Raw genomic sequence first — 17,601 nt, forward strand, 5'->3', positions numbered from 1 at the left:
CTTTTTTCGCAAGGTTCTACATTGCATACGCAAGGTATTCTCATGTTAGTTTGTTTATGGTAAAATTATTAAAATGGCAACAGGAGGATGGTGTGTATGTGCTATATTCATCACTTGATAACTGGTGAATGGATAGACGCGGTTACAAGGCTACCGAACAAGAAATTTGCCGAAAGAGTCATTGAAGAACTTAAAAGCAGCGCTGAGGAATTTTTTGCTTTGAACATGAAACTTGATTTTCTTGCATCAGACCAGAGCACGTTGAATTTTGTACTTTCAAGGGTTTCGTCAGTTATTAAGCATAGTGTAAGAATTCCAAAAGATTTTGTTTTTAAGCTTGATGATAAAAACTTTTTGATAATCATACATGGAATTTCAGAAGGTGAGGCTCAAAAAATTTCACAAAGAATAAAAGACTCATTACATTATCTGTTGTTGACTTACGGTACACAAAAAATACAAGTCAATTGTGAAATAGAGATAAGTAAAATTGGAGGTGTACGTTAATGGAGATAGGTACAAGATACGAGCCAAAAGGAATGGAAATGAAATGGTACAAGCAGTGGCTTGAAAAGGGTTATTTTACGCCAAAAGGTAGTGGTCCAAAGTATTGTATTGTAATTCCACCACCAAATATAACCGGAAGAATACACATGGGACATGCGTTGAATATAACTATTCAAGATATATTAAGTAGATACAAAAGAATGCAGGGATTTGATGTGCTTTGGCTTCCTGGTGAAGATCACGCAGGTATCGCTACTCAAACGGCCGTTGAAAAGTTTTTGTCGATCCAAGGAAAGAGTAAAAGAGATTTTTCAAGGGAAGAATTCTTGGATATAGTCTGGGATTGGGCAAATAAATATAGAGCAGAGATTAAAAATCAAATTATGTCCATTGGTGCTTCCGTAGATTGGACAAGAGAAAGATTTACATTAGATGAAGGACTTTCAAAGGCAGTTAGAAAAGTATTTGTCGAGCTTTACAAAAAGGGATTAATTTATAAGGGAAAGTATATAGTTAATTGGTGTCACAGATGTGGTACGGTTCTTTCAGATGAGGAGGTTGAATATCAAGAAGAGGAAGGAACATTGTATTATATAAGATATCCTATAAAAGAAGAAGACGATTTTGTCATAATTGCCACCACAAGACCAGAAACTATGCTTGGTGATACTGCTGTGGCAGTGCATCCATCAGACGATAGATACAACAAATATGTTGGTAAGGTTGCGATTTTACCGCTGGTAGGAAGAGAATTGCCGATAATCGCAGATAATTATGTTGATCCATCATTTGGAACAGGGGCTCTTAAGGTTACACCTGCGCATGATCCTCATGATTATCTTATCGGACAAAGACATAACTTGCCTTTTGTTGATATATTCGATGAGAACATTGTGGTAAATGAAAATGGTGGAAAATTTAAAGGTCTAACCGCAGAGCAAGCAAGGAAGGCTATTGTCGAGGAACTGGAATTGCAAGGCTATCTTGTGAAGGTTGAAAAACTCAAACACTCTGTTGGCAGGTGCTACCGTTGTGAAACTGTTATAGAACCACGTTTAATGGATCAGTGGTTCGTCAGTATGAAACAATTAGCGAAACGGGCAATTGAGGCTGTTGAACAAGATGAAGTCAAGTTTGTTCCAGAAAGATGGAAAAAGGTGTATTTAAATTGGATGTATGAGATACGAGATTGGTGTATAAGTAGGCAACTTTGGTGGGGACACAGAATCCCCGTTTGGCAGTGTCAAGATTGTGGACATTACAATGTATCGGAAAGTGAAGTAACAAAGTGTGAAAAATGTGGAGGCGTTAATTTGAAACAAGATGAGGACGTACTTGACACATGGTTCAGTTCGGCGCTATGGCCATTCAGTACAATGGGATGGCCAGACAAGACTCCTGATCTTGAGAGGTACTACCCAACGGATGTTCTTGTTACCGGTTTTGACATTATATTCTTCTGGGTGGCACGAATGATAATGATGGGCTATGAGTTTATGAACGAAAAGCCATTCAGCGAGGTTTATATCCATCAGCTTGTAAGGGATAAATACGGGCGAAAGATGAGTAAATCACTTGGCAATGGTATAGACCCCATTGAAATTATCGATGAATATGGCGCAGATCCAATGAGGTTTACACTTGCTATATTAGCTGCTCAAGGTCGAGATCTAAAACTCGATGTAAAATTTTTTGACACTTATAAAAAATTTGCAAATAAAATTTGGAACGCTACAAGGTTTGTTTTAATGAATCTTGATGATTTTGAAAAGCTTGATGTAAATCATGAAGAACTTAGTTTAGTTGACAAATGGATTTTGTCAAGACTTCACAAAGCTATTCAAAAGGTTACGCAGTCGCTTGACAGTTACGATTTTAACATAGCAGCTGGAGAGATTTATAACTTTTTCTGGGATGAGTTATGTGACTGGTACATTGAAGCCGTGAAAAATGAACTTAAGAAAAGCCATAGAAGACTTGTTCAAAATATTCTTGTTTACGTACTTGATATGAGTTTGAGGCTTCTTCATCCATTTATGCCTTTCTTAACAGAAGAACTTTGGACAAAGCTTCCAACAAGCGGTGAATCTATAGTTATTGCAAGTTGGCCAAAAGTTAATCAAGATTTTATTGATGAAGTATCTGAAAAAAGGTTCAATATGATAATGAACATCATAAGAGGCGTTAGAAATATTAGGGCAGAATTGAATTTACCACAATCTACCAAGGTATGTACCTTTGTGAAAGGCAATCTTTCTGAAGAGGAGCAAGAATACATCAAGTTTCTTGGAAATGTTGAAGGCATACAATTTGTCGATCAAAGACCTGAACAGAGTGCTACAGCGTATGTTTCGATTGATACTGAAGTATATGTATCTCTTGGAACGCTTATAGATGTTGAAAATGAGGTTGTAAGACTTAAAAAGAAAGTTGAAAAACTCAAAAACGACATGGAAAAATTCACCAAGAAACTTTCAGATGAAAATTTCCTAAGAAATGCTCCGGAAGATATTGTTGAAGAGACAAAAGAAAAACGAAGAATATTCCAAGAGCAGATAGGTAGAATTGAGCAGATTATTTCTGATTTGGAGGCAAAAGTATGAGTTTTATTCAGTTGTTAAACTATCTTTACTTCACAAGACCGTACAATACAATGAAGCTTGGACTTTTTAGGATAGAGCAATTACTTTCTAAAATGGGAAATCCACATATTGGAGTTAAATACTTTCATGTTACTGGTTCAAATGGCAAAGGTAGTGTGACAACATTTCTCGAGTACCTTACTTATCATCACAATCATAATGTTACTGGCTTTTATTCACCGCATTTGTCTACAATACTTGAGCGATTTCATTGGAACACCGAGCTTATAAGTGTTGAAGATTTTGTGAAAAGTGCGGAGTTTGTCAAGCCTTTTGCGGAGGAGCTGGATAAATTTGGTGATGAGTTTTCACCAAGCTTTTTCGAATACATGACCGCTACATATTTTCACATAACATCGGTCAAAAAGGCGGAATACGGTAGTGTCGAGGTAGGACTTGGGGGACGGTTTGATTCAACTAATGTTATAACCCCTGTTGTGTCAGTTATTACAACGGTGTCCTTAGAGCACACAAATGTACTTGGAGATACAGTAGAGCAGATCGCCTTTGAAAAAGGTGGAATAATTAAAAACGGAATCCCTGTTGTTATTGGGAAGATGACCCAGGAGGCTAAGGACGTAATATATGAGATTGCCAAACAGAAAAATGCGAGGGTTTACGAGTTTGGAAAAGATTTTTCTGCAGAAGTTGTAGATTATTCTTTTGATAGAAATATTTACAATTATTATGGCGACAGCACTATTAAAGGTATACCAGTACGTCTGAACGGGAAACATCAATTATACAATATTGCAGTAGCTTTAAAGGCATACGAATTAGTAGAAAAATTGAATAGTAGCAACGTTGTTGCTGCAATGGAAAATGCGTTTATTCCGGGAAGATTTGAATTATTCAACGGATTTGTTCTTGATGGTTCTCACAATCCGCAGGCAGCTCAGACTTTTGCTGAAAACGTGGAAATTTACTTTCCGAAGAAGAAACGAGCTGCGCTTTTCGGAATAGTTGATGATAAGGATAAAGAAAATGTACTCAAGTATATTGGTCCGCTCTTTGACAAAATCATAGTTACAAAACCTCCATCAAAGCGAGCACAAAAGATAGAAGAAACTTACGAGATTGCGAAGAAATATTGTTCAAACGTTGTTTTAGAACCGGAACCATTAAAAGGACTGGAAATTCTTGAAAAATGCGATGCTGATGTAAGATTTGTAACAGGTTCATTTTATCTCATAGGGCTAGTTAGAGATTTTCTAAAGAATGGTCACATAAGTGAAGAATTGAAAATAGGTGGAGCGTAGAATTAAGGAGGTGTTGTTCTTTTGGTAGTTTTCAATAACGTGAGTGAAATTTTGAAAAAGTTAATGAAAGTTCTTGAGAAAAAAGAAGCGATAGATCCTGTTGTTCTTGACATGTCCAAAACACGTTTATTAACGGACTATTTTGTTATCTGTACAGCTAATAGCAATATTCATATGAAGAGTTTAAGAGACGAGATTGTTGAGTTTTTCAACGAAAATGGTAAAGAGCTTATCTATTATGATAAAGGAGACAATTACGATTGGTTACTAATAGACGCTGGAGATATTGTTATACATATCTTTACCAAAAGTGCACGTGAATTCTACGATATTGAGCATTTATGGCTTGATGCTGAGAGGTTAGTGTTCTAGATGATTCTGAAAGATGCTCTTGTACTAATAGATGACAAACTTAGGAAGGTTGATATAAGAATAATTGATGGCATTATAAAGGATATAAATGTTTCAATAGCTCCGAGTTCTGGAGAAGAAGTTTTAGATCTTTCGGGAAAAGTGATATTACCAGGGTTTGTGAACACACATACCCACGTTGCAATGTCTCTTTTTAGAGGCTTTGCGGAAGATTTGTCATTTAACAAGTGGCTTTTTGAAAAGATACTACCTTCTGAAGAAAAACTCACCTCAGAAGCGGTGTATTATTCAAGTCTTATGAGCATGATAGAAATGGTCTCATATGGAACAGTGGCTTTTTGTGATATGTACTTTTACGAAGATGCAGTTGCACAAGCCGTTGCCGATTTTGGTATGAAAGCTCTCCTTACACGTGGATTAGTTGATAACAATGGCGATGACAACGGAAGGTTAGAGGAAAATTTGAAACTATACAAAAAATGGCACGGATACGATAATCGTATTTACATTGGTCTTGGTCCACACGCACCGTACTCCTGTTCAAAAGAATATCTCCTAAAGATAGTGGAAATAGCTAAAACAAACGATATGGCAGTTACAATGCACTTTTTTGAAAATGCGTGGGAATACGATAAATATTCCCCAGAGGAAATAATAAGAATAGGTTTTGACAGGATCCATTTTATACCTGTCCATTGTACTCAGCTGAGAAAAGAAAACTTGGATGTTGTTGTGGGAACTTATCCGTCAATAAATACTGTGAGTAACATGAAGCTTGGCAACGGTATTGCACCTATTAGTGATATGATAGAAAAAGATATAAGAATAACAATTGGAACAGATGGACCCGCGAGCAATAATTCTCAAAATGTTCTTTTTGATTTGAGAGTAAGTATTTTGTCACAAAAAATGCTCAACCCTGAACAATTTAATGTGATAACTGCATTTAATAGTATTACAGTAAATGGATACGAAGCGTTGCGAGTGAAAGGTGGCAAGATAGCCGTTGATTATCCGGCTGATTTGGTTATTTTAGATCAAGAACATCCTCAACTGCAACCGCTTGATAATTTTTTAAATAATCTTATTCACTCTTACACAGATAGAGTTTATGCGACTATGATAAATGGAAAATTTGTTTATATAAATGGTCATTATCCAACTATAGATTACAAGGAGGTGCTTGAGAAATTTACGATTTTCTCGAGGAAGGTTATAGGTATAGAAAACTGAGTGTTGAATTAAAGAAAAAGTATAAGGAGCGTGTCCAAAGATTACCAATAAACGCTGGTTTTACGTGTCCAAATAGAATAAACGGAAAGCCTGGATGCTTATTTTGTGATGAAACTGGTAGTGGTTTCACAACGTTTTTTGGAAAAGATATCAGAGAGCAAATTAAGTTGATGCGGGAAAAATACAAAAAGAAAGGTGTAAATAAATTCATAGCCTATTTTCAAAACTATACCAACACATTTGCACCTTTGGAGACACTTAGAGAGTTATACACACAGGCAATAGAAGAAGATATCGTACAGCTTGATATAGCTACAAGACCAGACTGCGTGAACGTAATGGTCTTGGAATTACTAAAGGAAATAAGTCAGGATTACAAGATACCAATATCTCTTGACGTAGGACTACAAACTGCAAACTACCATACACTTGTGAAAGTTAACAGAGGACACACTTTGGCTGAGTATATATATGCAGTAAGTTTAATAAAAAAATACGATTTTGAAATAGTTTCTCATGTAATTTTGAATTTGCCAGGTGATAATACACTTGACGTAATTGAAACTGCAAAGATCTTATCAGCACTCAACGTGGATGGAGTAAAGATCCATTCATTGTACATAGTGGAAGGCACGGTGTTCGCTGAGATGTTTAAATCTGGTAAGTTGGACATTTGTACACTTGAAACGTATGTTGAGCGAGTGGTAACGTTTCTTGAGTATTTATCTCCGAAGATAGTAATCCATAGACTTGTGGCAGATCCACCTTTAAAAGGAACGATTTTTGGAAACTGGGGTAAGAGTAAGAATGAGATTGTATCGATAATAGAAAAGAAGATGAAAGATAAAGACACATACCAAGGTAAGAAGGCAATGTTTTAACATAATAACAAACATCTTATTTACCGATGAGGCATAAAACAATAATTTATAAGATAATTGATAGAGAAGTACTTTTGAATTTATTTAAAGGAAAATGATGGATAACCTCTGAAAATGTTCTGATTCTTTGAAATAGCAAAGTTCCAAGGCAAAGATACTGAAATAAATCTTTTTTTCTAATATAATTTAAAAGACTTAAAAAGACCGCCGATGTTTTCGGCGGTCTTTTTGCTTTTTAGTTTTTAATTATTGTTGTTTGTAGAGAATATAGAAGTCATTACCTGGTCTCATTGGGTTGTCGTACCAACCCTTGACCCATGTTCTTTGTACACGGACGCCAACTGGTTGATACACTGGAACACTGATACAATTGTCTATAACAAATTTTTGGATTTGCAGGTACAGTCTTGCACGCGTGGATGGATCCGTCTCGGCAGCAGCTTGTTCTATGAGGTCATCAAGACTCTTTCCACCGAGTTCTTTTCTTGGAGCACTGACGAATTTTCTGAAGTTTTCACCTTGTCTTCCACTGTAATCGCCTTTGCTGTGATAATAGGTGAATATGAAGTTATCTGGGTCTGGATAGTCCGCAAGCCATCCAAGTATGAATACTGGTAATTCACCACGTTTTGTTGAATCAAGGAATGTTGGCCATTGGAGTGGTTGTACTTCTATCTTTGCCTTGCCAGGTGCTGCCATTTCAAGGTACATCTTAACCATTTCTGCAACTCTTTGCCTTGCTACGTTACCTTGGTTATATGCTACGCTGAATTTAAACCCTTTTGCCCAAGCTTGCCCATTCCATGCTTTTTTCAAGTTGTCTTGAACCTCTTTAATGTTAAATCTGTAGAGCGGAAGTGACGGATCAAATCCAAGCATACCTTCCGGTAATGCCGTTGGTATTCTCTTACCAAAGCCTTTGAGAACGTCTCTAATCAAAGCATCATAATTCACTGCTGCTGCCACTGCTTTTCTTGCGTAGATATCGTTGAAAAAGTCTGTAGGTATACCGTTTCCATCAAGTTTACCAGAACCAATATATTTGCTTGACGGGTTAACTGACCAGTTGAACGCAAGTACCGTAACAGAAAGTGTTGGTATGTTTTCTATTATTTGAATATCTTTGTTACCTCTGAGTTGGTCAAGATATTCAAGAACAACAGCGATTGAGTCTGCATCTCCTTTTTCAATCATTGCCTTTCTTGTTGACCACTCATCAATACCCCAGATGATGACTTTTTTAATCTTTGCTGGTTCTCTCCAATAACTTTCGTTTGCCACAAGTGTAACTTTCTGTTGTTTTCTGTCCCATTCTACGAATTTGTATGGACCTGTTCCCATTGCGTAAGCATACAATGGAGATTTTTCTTTTTCAAGATCTTTGTATTTCCACCATGTCTCTGCTTTTCCATCCCAAAGACCAAGTTTTATACAAGTTTCTTTGTCAAGCACTGCTGCCCAATGAGCACTTTGAGCAATGATGTTCATGAATGGTGCGTATGGTTTAACAAGTTTGATAATAACGTTATCCCCTTGAACCTCTATTGCAGGATCAACAACTTGTTTGTAAAAATCAATAACTTTTTGTCTGTATTCTGGTTTTGGTTCGCCACTTTTATCGAATATTTCGCTGACAGGTTTCCCAACAAATTCTTCAAGCTTTTCATCCCTGGAATGTGTGCCAAACAACGCATACCACAACATCCACATCGGTCCACCAGATGGATCGTACAACAATCCTCTTTCAAACGAATACTCTACATCCTCAGGTGTAAGTGGGTTCCCATTGTGGAATTTTACACCTTTTCTAATAGGGAATATGTATGTCTTACCACCGTCTTTAATCAAACCGTTTTTAACTGTCGGAACTTCTGTCGCGAGCCTTGGTTCAAACTCGCTAACGCTTCTACCTTTGTAGGCTATAAGGTTTTCGTAAACGTTATAAAGCACTTCTCCACTTGCCGTATCATACGCAAGGTGTGGGTCAAGTGTGTCGGGCTCTCCTATAGTTGCACTAACGTATGTTGTTGGATCAAATGCTACGAGCATACCAACTAACATAAAAATACCAAAAAGTACTACCAGCCACTTCTTCACAAAAATCCCCCCTCCAAAAGGATGTGTTCAGGATAAATACAAGATCGAAAACACTAAATTTATTATACCACACCTTCAGAAAAAGTTGCAATTGTTAACATAAAAATCTTTCATAAGCATGAATTTGTTAAAGATCAATACGGTATACTAAAGAGAATTTCCATAGCAAAACCATTAGAAATATTTTAAAATAGGCAAAAGTGCCCTGAAAGGGCACTTTGGATGTTTAATCTTGCTAATCTTTATAAATATTATTATTTGAACCTTCTAAAACCGCGTATCATGTGTCCTCCAAATGGACTTTGGAACATTATAGCTTTTTGAAAACCATCTAAAGGTTGCTGACTAAATTTGTACTTTACACCATCTATAACGATGCTTTCTGGTACGATTGAAGTTCTTTTGACACCAGTAATTTTGAAATCGTCTCCTACTTTTAGGTTTCTCCAAACTGGAATAACTTGAGCTGGAAGCTTTATTTCTTTTCCCTTATCATCGGCAAGAATTAGTGTGGCATCTGTCTTTGATATTTCGATCTTTTTAATTTTGAAACTAAGCGTTACGTACTCTAGGGTATCTCTTATAGGCTTTAGTCTCAACTGAATTCTGTAACCTGAGGTTTCTATATAAATGGGAACAACGAAAGTAGTTTTGGTGCCCTTCACAGAAATTGATGAGCCCACTTTAACAGCTGTAGGGTTTGCAAATGAAAGAGGAATTCTTACATCGGTTCCCTCTGAGGTAACTGTTACGTAACCGTTACCTTTTAAGCCCATAACAACTTCTTTGACCTGACCAGAAAGTTCAAAACTTGACTTTTCAAGCGTGAGTATATTACTCAAAGAAGCAAAACTACCTTGAATTGCTAAGGACAAAACTAACGGTACTACCGTAAACAAAACACCTAAAACCTTTCTCATACATCTCACCTCCTACTGATTTATGGTTGTTGTACAATCTGTGATTTTCACATTTATGATAACGAATCAAGCTTAAAAAATCCTTAAAACATGACTATTTACCATCGACTTGAATAACTGCTAGAAGTATTTAGTGCTAACATAACGTATGTTCTGTAAGAATGTCTATGACCTGTTGAAAATTAGGTATGAATTGTTGTTGACAATGTTTAGTTTCAGACTATAATAAATTCGGTAATCAAAATTAGGTTTGAGATTTATATAGTTATTTCTTATCCTTTCAATCGTTTTTATATTCTTTTTTCAAACTAACATTTTGGAGGGATACGCGTGGAAAGAAAAAAAGTATTGAACAAAGTTATACCTATCATTTTATTTTTGTTTTCAGTTTTGACTTTTTCCCAGCCTCTTGCAATTTGGGTTGTTCGTGATCAAATTACTTCACCTGAAAGAATAGATAATGTGATCAAAATAGCAGCGGAAGTTGGTGCTCAAAGATTGTATGTCCAGGTTGTTGGTAGGATGGATGCCTACTATAAATCAGATGTTTTGCCTCGTTCTGAGGCATTAAACTCTCAGCCTGATGATTTTGATCCGCTTGGTTATATCATTTCGCGCGCTCAGCCATTGAACATAAAAATTTCTGCCTGGATGAATACGTTTTACGTCTGGCCCTTTAACTCAAGACCGAAAAGCCCAAAACACGTTGTAAATCAACATCCTGAATGGATAACCTACGATTCTGAAGGTGTGAGTTTACTTAGTTACACGAGAGCAAACGGATACGTTGAGGGTTTGTTTTTAGATCCAGGAATTCCAGAGGTAAGAGACTACGTAGCTTCTGTGGCAAGTGAAATAGCAAGAAAGTATGCTGTTGATGAAATACACCTTGATTTTATAAGATATCCACACTCCAACTTTGGATATAACCCTATTGCTCTTGAATATTACAAGGAGTTTTACAAAGAATATTCAAAAGGCAAAACTTTATTGGAGTCTTTGGACGCATTCGATAAGTTTAGGACACTTCAAGTAAATCTCACCGTTCGACAAGTGTATCAATCAGTAAAAAAGTATGGTAAAAATTTGTCAGCTGCCGTTTTTGCTAATTATCAGAGTGAAGCACTAAGATATAAGTTTCAAGACTGGGTCAGTTGGGTAAAAGGAGGATACATTGATTATGTTTGTCTTATGGCTTACAGCTCAAATCCAAAAGATGTGTTGTCAATCGCAACTTCAACGTTTAATCGCTTAGGTGATTTATCAAGAGTGAGAATAGGTATCGGGGCAATGAATATGAGAAAAGATCCATCGAAGATAGTAGAAACAGCTAGGTCTTTGGAAGCATTGAAACCAAATGAAATTATAATATTTTCTTTTGAAGATGTTATGATAGAAGACGTAAAAAAATCCGTTGTGGTTGTATCAGGTGTTAACATTTTTCAGAATGCCCAAAATGTTCAGATTAACTCACCAATTGTAACACCAGAATCATCTTCAACTATATCTTCTACGCCTGAAAATGTATTACCACCAATACAACCTACTTCATTTTGATTAATATAAGCAAGAAAAAAGAGTTAGTTGTTAGATCAAATGTTAATCTTTGATCTTAGTTCTTTTTTTATTCTCTGAGAATACAGATGGGCTATTCTGGTAGGTTCTGGGAGTCTGTAATGCTTTGTGACTGATTTTACAAATCTTAGAGAGCTCTCGATATCGCAAAGATGACCAGGAGAGATAAAAATAGGTTTTACCTTAGGTTTTGATAGATAACAATAACCAATAATATTGCCACTCTTGTCTGTAACGTACGTTGCTTCACCTGGTTGTGTTGGGATGTCACAAAATCCATACAGTTTACTTTTAGCAACTCCGATAGTTGGGATGTCGAGCAAAACACCAGCATGACTTGCTATGCCTAGTTTTCTTGGGTGTGCAATACCATGACCATCAAATAATACTACATCAGGTATGAAGTTATCCTTTCTAAGTTCTTTGAATGCCCTTAAGATAACCGGTACTTCGCGAAATGCAAGGAAACCAGGAATGTAAGGAAAAGATGTTTTTTGAATGCAAGAAATAACCTTTAAAACCTCCAATCGATTATTTAACAAAACCACCACACCTATTGAAAATCCATTAATGTAACTAACATCAACCCCTGCGATAAGATTTATTGTCGATTCGTCAAGGGGAGTTAAGATAACTTTTTCAGCCAATTTTTTCTGTACTTCTTCTAATCTATTTATGTGTTCCTTAGAATAGAAATTAGATTTGTTGTGTTCTACTTTACTCATAATTTATGTTATTGAACTTTGGTATTACAGAATTTTTAAAAGAATCAGTGTGTAAATATTTGATACTACAAGACTGATGATAGTTGCCACAAATCCAAATTTAACAAACTGAATAAATTTAACCTCCTCACCTTTATATTTTTTCAGCAAAGATAATCCAACAACGTTTGCTGAAGCTCCAACGGGTGTTAAGTTCCCACCAAGACAAGCCCCCAACGCAAGGGCATACCAAAAAGGTGTTATATTGGAAAATGCTGAAGGATTTATTGCCGGTAATCCTTTTATAACTGGTATCATGGTTGCCGCAAATGGTATATTATCGATGAAGCCTGACAATATGCCCGATACCCACACGATTACAGACGAGAGAATAACATTTGAACCCTTAGAAATGTCAACGAGCAAATCAGCAATATCTCTCATGAGACCAACATGTTCCATAGCGCCTGTAACAACAAACAATCCTAAGAAAAAGAATATGACCTCCCACTCAACCTTCTCCAAAAATGGTGTAATTTCTTGAGGTTCAAATAACAACAATCCAAAGAATCCTGCAATCAGTCCTATGATAGAACTCTCAAGTTTAAGTTGCTTTTGAAAGATGAATAATGATATGACAAGCACCATGAATAGTCCTGAAAGAATAAATCTCCGCCTATTTGTGACAGCCCTTTTCTCATCAAACTCAGCCAAAAATTCCTTTGAGAAAACCTTTTTGAAGTTTTCTCTCGACATGTAAACTAAGGATAAGTTTACCAAGAAAAGGATTAGAAAGTTAACCGGTACCATATACTTTGAAAATTCGATAAATGGTATTCTGGCTGCAGATGTTATAAGTATGTTTGGTGGGTCACCAATAGGTGTCATAGTTCCACCAATGTTTGAGGCAAATATCTCTCCAAGTACAAATGGCAGTGGATCGATTTCAAGGATATCTGTTATTGCAAATGTTACAGGAACGAATATCAATATCGTAGTAACGTTATCTATAAAAGATGAAACGATCGCAACAATAAAGGTCATTGCAAAAAATAATTTCTTTAAGCTTGTTCCTGCAACTTTGACAGTTTTAATTGCTATGTATTGAAATATGCCAGATGTTTCCATGACTCTTACAAAGATCATCATACCTATCAAGAAAAGAATAGTATTTATATCTATAGATTTTTGCAAACCTTCGTAAGGGTCAGGGAATACACGTATTGTTAGTAAGGTTAGTGCGCCTACCATGGCAGCGATGGTTTTGTTGATCTTTCCTGTTATAACGAAATAAAGCACAAGCCCAAATGTTATAAGGACAATTAGTTTCAAGATTTCTTCACCTCGATAATTCAACTAAATTCGCAAATACCATTTAATTAATATGAACACAGTTGAGATTATACCACCGTAAAGAACCGGTTTCAACATAATTTGTGTGAACTTTAAGAAACTTAATTCCTCGTTTTTTAACTTTCTAAGTAAATTGTTACCAACTATATTACACATAGAAGCAACAGGTGTGAGATTTCCACCTATGCCTACGCCAAGTGCTAAAGCCCAGTAAAGTACTGAACTTGGATTGTGAAAAGCCAACTTTCTTACAATGTTTACAAAAATGAGAGTAACAGGTAAAGCACCCAAAAAGCCACTGAGTAAGATCGAGAACCATAGAATTATTAATGGTAACAGAACTGAATGTTGAAAATTTTTGAAAAATGATATTGATTTATCGAAGATACTTAGGGATTCTAAGCTCCAATTTAACATGTACAGACCAACTATGAGAAAAATGGTGTCCCAATCAATTTCCTGCACTTTTGAATGAAAGTCTGAGTTCTCAATAAAAAGCAGTATCAGTGCATACAACAGCGTAACTGTACCAAGCTCCATATTCAATTTATCGTGAAAAGCCATTGTCAGAATAGTGGTCATGAAAAAACATAAGTACCAAATCCAAGAAGAGTTCGTTATTGAATAATTGTTGTCATTTGGTATTTTGATAGATACCAATTTCAGCTCTTTTTTTAACCAGAATAGCTGAGTGATAAGTAAGACTGTTCCAACTGGTAAAAGGTTAACGAAGAAAGACGTAAACGGAAGTTTTGAGACAGAATATATAACTATATTGGGTGGATCACCAATAGCAGTGGTCATTCCACCTATATTTGAAAAGAGAATAGCGTTTGTTGATAACATCTTTGGATCCAGATTAAGTGTGTCGGAGATGTAGAAAAGGATGGGTATGAAGATCAATATTGTCGTCACGTTATCCAGAAATGCCGAGAGAAAAAATATGGCAATGTTTATTAGAATAAGCATAGTAATGAAATTTCCCTTGCTTGCTTTTATGATATACTCCGATATACCTGTGAAAACTCCTCTCTCTTTCAGGACAGAAACAATCAACATCATACCAAAAAGTATCGATAATGTATTAAAATCTATAACACGTCCAGCCTTTTCAAAATCGAACTGATTCAACAAAAACATTGAAATTGATCCAAGTAATAAGGTTGAAACCGAAGAGACTTTTGGTTTATACAGTATTAACACATACGCTAATATGTATAGAAACAAAACGAAAAACATCAACTGTTTTCACCTCTGTGAATGGATACAAGTTTCTTTACCAATAACCTTGAGTCTTCATCAGTTATCTTCTCCAAGTCATCAAAATAAGAAAAATCCTTTTGGATCTTTTCAAGCTCCTCTATGCCCATAGCTCTTTCGGTTATGGACTTTTCTACATATTCCTTTAACTTTTCTATGAACTTTGATTCCAAACCAGATAATTCTACGGAAACGTCAGCCGAAGTTTCTACAGCAGCTCTAGTTTCAGGTAGTAAGCCATCGATAAGTTGTTTACTTTCGTGTAGAACTTCTTCTATGAGTATCTTTCTATCTTCTATCGTTTCTTCAACATTCTTTTGGATAACAAGATCCTCTGTCTTTTGTTCCTCTTTTGCTAAGACCTCCGTTATTTCTTCTGTACTTGTCGAAGCTTCAAGTAATTCTTTAAATACATCGATGTCACTGCTCAAAAGTGTCTCAAAATCAACGAGTTTTGCATTTTCAGGTATAAGTTCTACTCCCTCAGCTTCAACTAATACTTCCTTCTTACGTTCTTCGGTAGTCTGTGCAACTGGTTGAACAGAAACGACATCTCTAGCTTGCTCTGGCTTCAGAGGTAATTCTATTACTCGTTTTCTTATTTTGAGTATTCTTATTTCGGCAACTATCAAAGTAACAAAGATAATCAAAAAGACAATTATAGGAAGCATGAAATTTATAGGTTTGCTTTTTGGTGTAACGTAAGAAGTTTGTGTGGGGATTTCAGATTGAGCTGGTTTGTGTTTCATTATCCATCTCTTCCATTCGTCTTGGGCTTGTCGTTTATCGATAGATGAAAGTAGTTCTTTTACAAATCCCGTGTTGTAACTACTCAGATAACTACGTGCTTTATCGTAGTTACCAACCATGTAAGCAGATATACCCATTTTAAATTTGACATACGAATCGAAACCTTCAATAGTAGGGTCTGTTGTCAATGCCAGTTCGTAATTCCTTAAAGCTGTGGTATAATCACCTGATTTGTAAGAAAGTTCAGCGGCAGAATAATATTCAATTGCCTTTTGTGAAATAGAAAATATGATCGTAGAGAGTGTTGAGAGTAATGCAAGGATTATAATTTTTTGAATCTTTTCAGACTTTACCAAAATATCCCAACTCCCTCTTGACACTTTCAAAGCTTAAGATCTTTAAGTCTAACTTGAGCCTTTACAATTGAAGAGATAACTCTGGAGAGTGTGTCAAACTTATTTGTTGCACTTTCCATAACATTTACTGCTTTTGAGAAATTTTCATTTTCGCTTGAGAGTTCTCCCTTAGTGTTTTCCAAAATATTTGCAACATGAGACAGTAATGTTGCATTTTGCTGCATAAAGCTAAGCAATTCTTGGAAAGAATTTTGAACTGTTGTAAATATTTCACCAACTAATTTTATACTTTCAAGTGCTGCGGAAACAGATTTAGATAATTCTTTGACTTGAATGGTAATTTCCTTTGCAACATGATTTGACGCTCCGGCAAGTTTCTGAACCTCCGATGCCACCACTGCGAATCCTTTTCCAAATTCTCCAGCTCTTGCTGCTTCTATTGAAGCATTAAGAGCCAGCAAATTTGTTTGCTTAGCAATTTTTGTTATTTCCACAACCATATTTTCTACATTACCAAACATTCCCAAGGTTTTTGCTGTTTCTTCTACGGAGTTCATAACAATTTCGTTAATTTTATTTATATCGGCTCCTGATTTTCTAAGTTCGTTTACTATCCTTTCGTTCACTTTTTGGGATTGAGCAATGCTTTGTGTAATTTCTCTTGCTTCTTTATCGAATTGCAAAACCATGTTTTGCAACCTATTTTGCATTTCAATAAAAACATTTTGTAGTTCTTCGATGCTTGCTTTAACCGTTTCGACTCGCGAAATCAACGCTTCGTCAAGTTGTGACATAAACGAGGTCATAAGGTTTTCGGCGAAAAAAGCAGAAGATATTTGTTCAAGAGTCTCTTTATCTATTTTCGGCATTGTACTCACCTACCGTAAATTTCATCTATTATGTCAATTCCACATCTCAAATTCTTAAACCACTCAAATAGCTTTTTCACATTTTCACCTTTAAATATAGCTCCATGTTGTGGGGCAACAATCTCTATCTCCTTTTTTTCAACTATGCTTAGCCATTTTTTTAAAGCCACACTGGATGTTATGTATCTTTTGTGGAATAATTCCATCAATTTTACATGTTCTGAAAAGTCTTTTACAAAAACATACCTTTGTCCTTTTGGAAAAACAGCCACTCCCAAGTCACCTGAGAAAAGTATCTTCGCCCTCGGATCGTATAAGGTGAAGTTTCCTGTTGAATGTAAATAGTGAGTTGGAATAAACTCAAGCTCAGTTCCTGATTGTAACCTCAGCTTTTCTCCTCGATCTGGTATTGGAACTACCCTCCGCTGGTCGTATATTCCAAAATGCGGTAAAAATCTTGTCCAAAGTGCTGATATATATATCTTGGAGTTCTCAGCTATTGAAAGCCATAGAGTTATCCCAGATGTAACGTCCGGGTCTTGGTGTGTGAAAAATATATATTTTATTTTACTTGGTTCAACTATCTCAGACACATTTGCTAATACCCTCGGAAACACATGGGCCCCTCCGGGATCGAGTAACATAGCCTCGTTGCCATCGACGATTATGTATTGGTTAGTTTGTACTATACCTTCTTCTTCTTTTTCTTCCCAGGCAAGAAAAATGAATTTATGAACACCATCATCGTATAACGTTACATTTTCAATACCTTCTTTCGACATGTTGTCACCTCCGTTTTTAAGGTTCATAAATTTGACCCCCG

The 17,601-nt window shown here is 36.0% G+C and carries 15 protein-coding genes; 7 read left to right on the forward strand and 8 right to left on the reverse strand.

Annotation, left to right across the window (positions count from 1 at the left end; translation table 11 throughout):
- Nucleotides 1–96 precede the first annotated feature (96 nt).
- From N2Z58_01230 to N2Z58_01255, 6 genes are all read left to right on the forward strand, one after another.
- Nucleotides 97–507 carry a diguanylate cyclase gene (locus N2Z58_01230; protein MCX7653293.1) on the forward strand — a complete coding sequence of 137 codons (411 nt, stop codon included), beginning with the start codon at nucleotides 97–99 and terminating at the stop codon, nucleotides 505–507.
- Nucleotides 507–3,110 carry a valine--tRNA ligase gene (locus N2Z58_01235; GenBank protein ID MCX7653294.1) on the forward strand — a complete coding sequence of 868 codons (2,604 nt, stop codon included), beginning with the start codon at nucleotides 507–509 and terminating at the stop codon, nucleotides 3,108–3,110. Before N2Z58_01230 ends, N2Z58_01235 begins: the two co-directional genes overlap by 1 nt.
- Nucleotides 3,107–4,408 carry a bifunctional folylpolyglutamate synthase/dihydrofolate synthase gene (locus N2Z58_01240; protein ID MCX7653295.1) on the forward strand — a complete coding sequence of 434 codons (1,302 nt, stop codon included), beginning with the start codon at nucleotides 3,107–3,109 and terminating at the stop codon, nucleotides 4,406–4,408. The genes N2Z58_01235 and N2Z58_01240 overlap by 4 nt, the downstream gene beginning before the upstream one ends.
- A 63-nt stretch (nucleotides 4,409–4,471) precedes the next feature.
- Nucleotides 4,472–4,780, forward strand: a complete 309-nt coding sequence (gene rsfS / locus N2Z58_01245) for a ribosome silencing factor (protein ID MCX7653296.1) — start codon at nucleotides 4,472–4,474, stop codon at nucleotides 4,778–4,780.
- Complete coding sequence (locus tag N2Z58_01250; GenBank protein ID MCX7653297.1) at nucleotides 4,781–6,013, forward strand: amidohydrolase; 1,233 nt, start codon at nucleotides 4,781–4,783, stop codon at nucleotides 6,011–6,013. It abuts the gene before it with no gap.
- A complete protein-coding gene (locus tag N2Z58_01255; protein MCX7653298.1) occupies nucleotides 6,010–6,894 on the forward strand; it encodes a TIGR01212 family radical SAM protein in 885 nt (294 codons plus the stop codon). The genes N2Z58_01250 and N2Z58_01255 overlap by 4 nt, the downstream gene beginning before the upstream one ends.
- Before the next feature lie 246 nt (nucleotides 6,895–7,140).
- On the opposite strand, the gene N2Z58_01260 is transcribed toward N2Z58_01255, so the two are convergent.
- Together N2Z58_01260 and N2Z58_01265 are read right to left on the reverse strand one after the other, a co-directional pair.
- Nucleotides 7,141–8,991 (reverse strand): ABC transporter substrate-binding protein, encoded by a 1,851-nt coding sequence (locus N2Z58_01260; GenBank protein MCX7653299.1) that lies wholly within the window; start codon nucleotides 8,989–8,991, stop codon nucleotides 7,141–7,143.
- Nucleotides 8,992–9,245: 254 nt separating this feature from the next.
- The gene (locus N2Z58_01265) at nucleotides 9,246–9,911 is read right to left on the reverse strand and encodes a hypothetical protein (protein ID MCX7653300.1); all 666 of its coding nucleotides are present in this window, start codon (nucleotides 9,909–9,911) and stop codon (nucleotides 9,246–9,248) included.
- Between the two features lie 330 nt (nucleotides 9,912–10,241).
- Between N2Z58_01265 and N2Z58_01270 the strand changes: the two genes are divergently transcribed.
- Nucleotides 10,242–11,468, forward strand: coding sequence for a family 10 glycosylhydrolase (locus N2Z58_01270; GenBank protein MCX7653301.1), 1,227 nt, complete (start codon nucleotides 10,242–10,244; stop codon nucleotides 11,466–11,468).
- A gap of 35 nt (nucleotides 11,469–11,503) precedes the next feature.
- Here N2Z58_01270 and N2Z58_01275 read toward each other — a convergent pair whose 3' ends face one another.
- Genes N2Z58_01275 through N2Z58_01300 form a run of 6 tightly spaced genes read right to left on the reverse strand, consistent with a single transcriptional unit; the run spans nucleotide 11,504 to nucleotide 17,587 of the window.
- Nucleotides 11,504–12,211, reverse strand: a complete 708-nt coding sequence (locus tag N2Z58_01275; GenBank protein MCX7653302.1) for an endonuclease V — start codon at nucleotides 12,209–12,211, stop codon at nucleotides 11,504–11,506.
- Nucleotides 12,212–12,235: 24 nt separating this feature from the next.
- Entirely contained in the window at nucleotides 12,236–13,522 is a 1,287-nt protein-coding gene (locus N2Z58_01280) for an ArsB/NhaD family transporter (GenBank protein MCX7653303.1), read from the reverse strand.
- 24 nt (nucleotides 13,523–13,546) lie between these two features.
- Nucleotides 13,547–14,782 (reverse strand): SLC13 family permease, encoded by a 1,236-nt coding sequence (locus tag N2Z58_01285; protein MCX7653304.1) that lies wholly within the window; start codon nucleotides 14,780–14,782, stop codon nucleotides 13,547–13,549.
- Nucleotides 14,782–15,909 (reverse strand): hypothetical protein, encoded by a 1,128-nt coding sequence (locus tag N2Z58_01290; GenBank protein MCX7653305.1) that lies wholly within the window; start codon nucleotides 15,907–15,909, stop codon nucleotides 14,782–14,784. The genes N2Z58_01285 and N2Z58_01290 overlap by 1 nt, the downstream gene beginning before the upstream one ends.
- Nucleotides 15,910–15,935: 26 nt before the next feature.
- Nucleotides 15,936–16,778, reverse strand: coding sequence for a methyl-accepting chemotaxis protein (locus tag N2Z58_01295; protein ID MCX7653306.1), 843 nt, complete (start codon nucleotides 16,776–16,778; stop codon nucleotides 15,936–15,938).
- Nucleotides 16,779–16,783: 5 nt separating this feature from the next.
- A complete protein-coding gene (locus N2Z58_01300; protein ID MCX7653307.1) occupies nucleotides 16,784–17,587 on the reverse strand; it encodes an FprA family A-type flavoprotein in 804 nt (267 codons plus the stop codon).
- Nucleotides 17,588–17,601: the final 14 nt, after the last annotated feature.

The organism is Fervidobacterium sp. (assembly GCA_026419195.1).
Lineage (GTDB): Bacteria > Thermotogota > Thermotogae > Thermotogales > Fervidobacteriaceae > Fervidobacterium.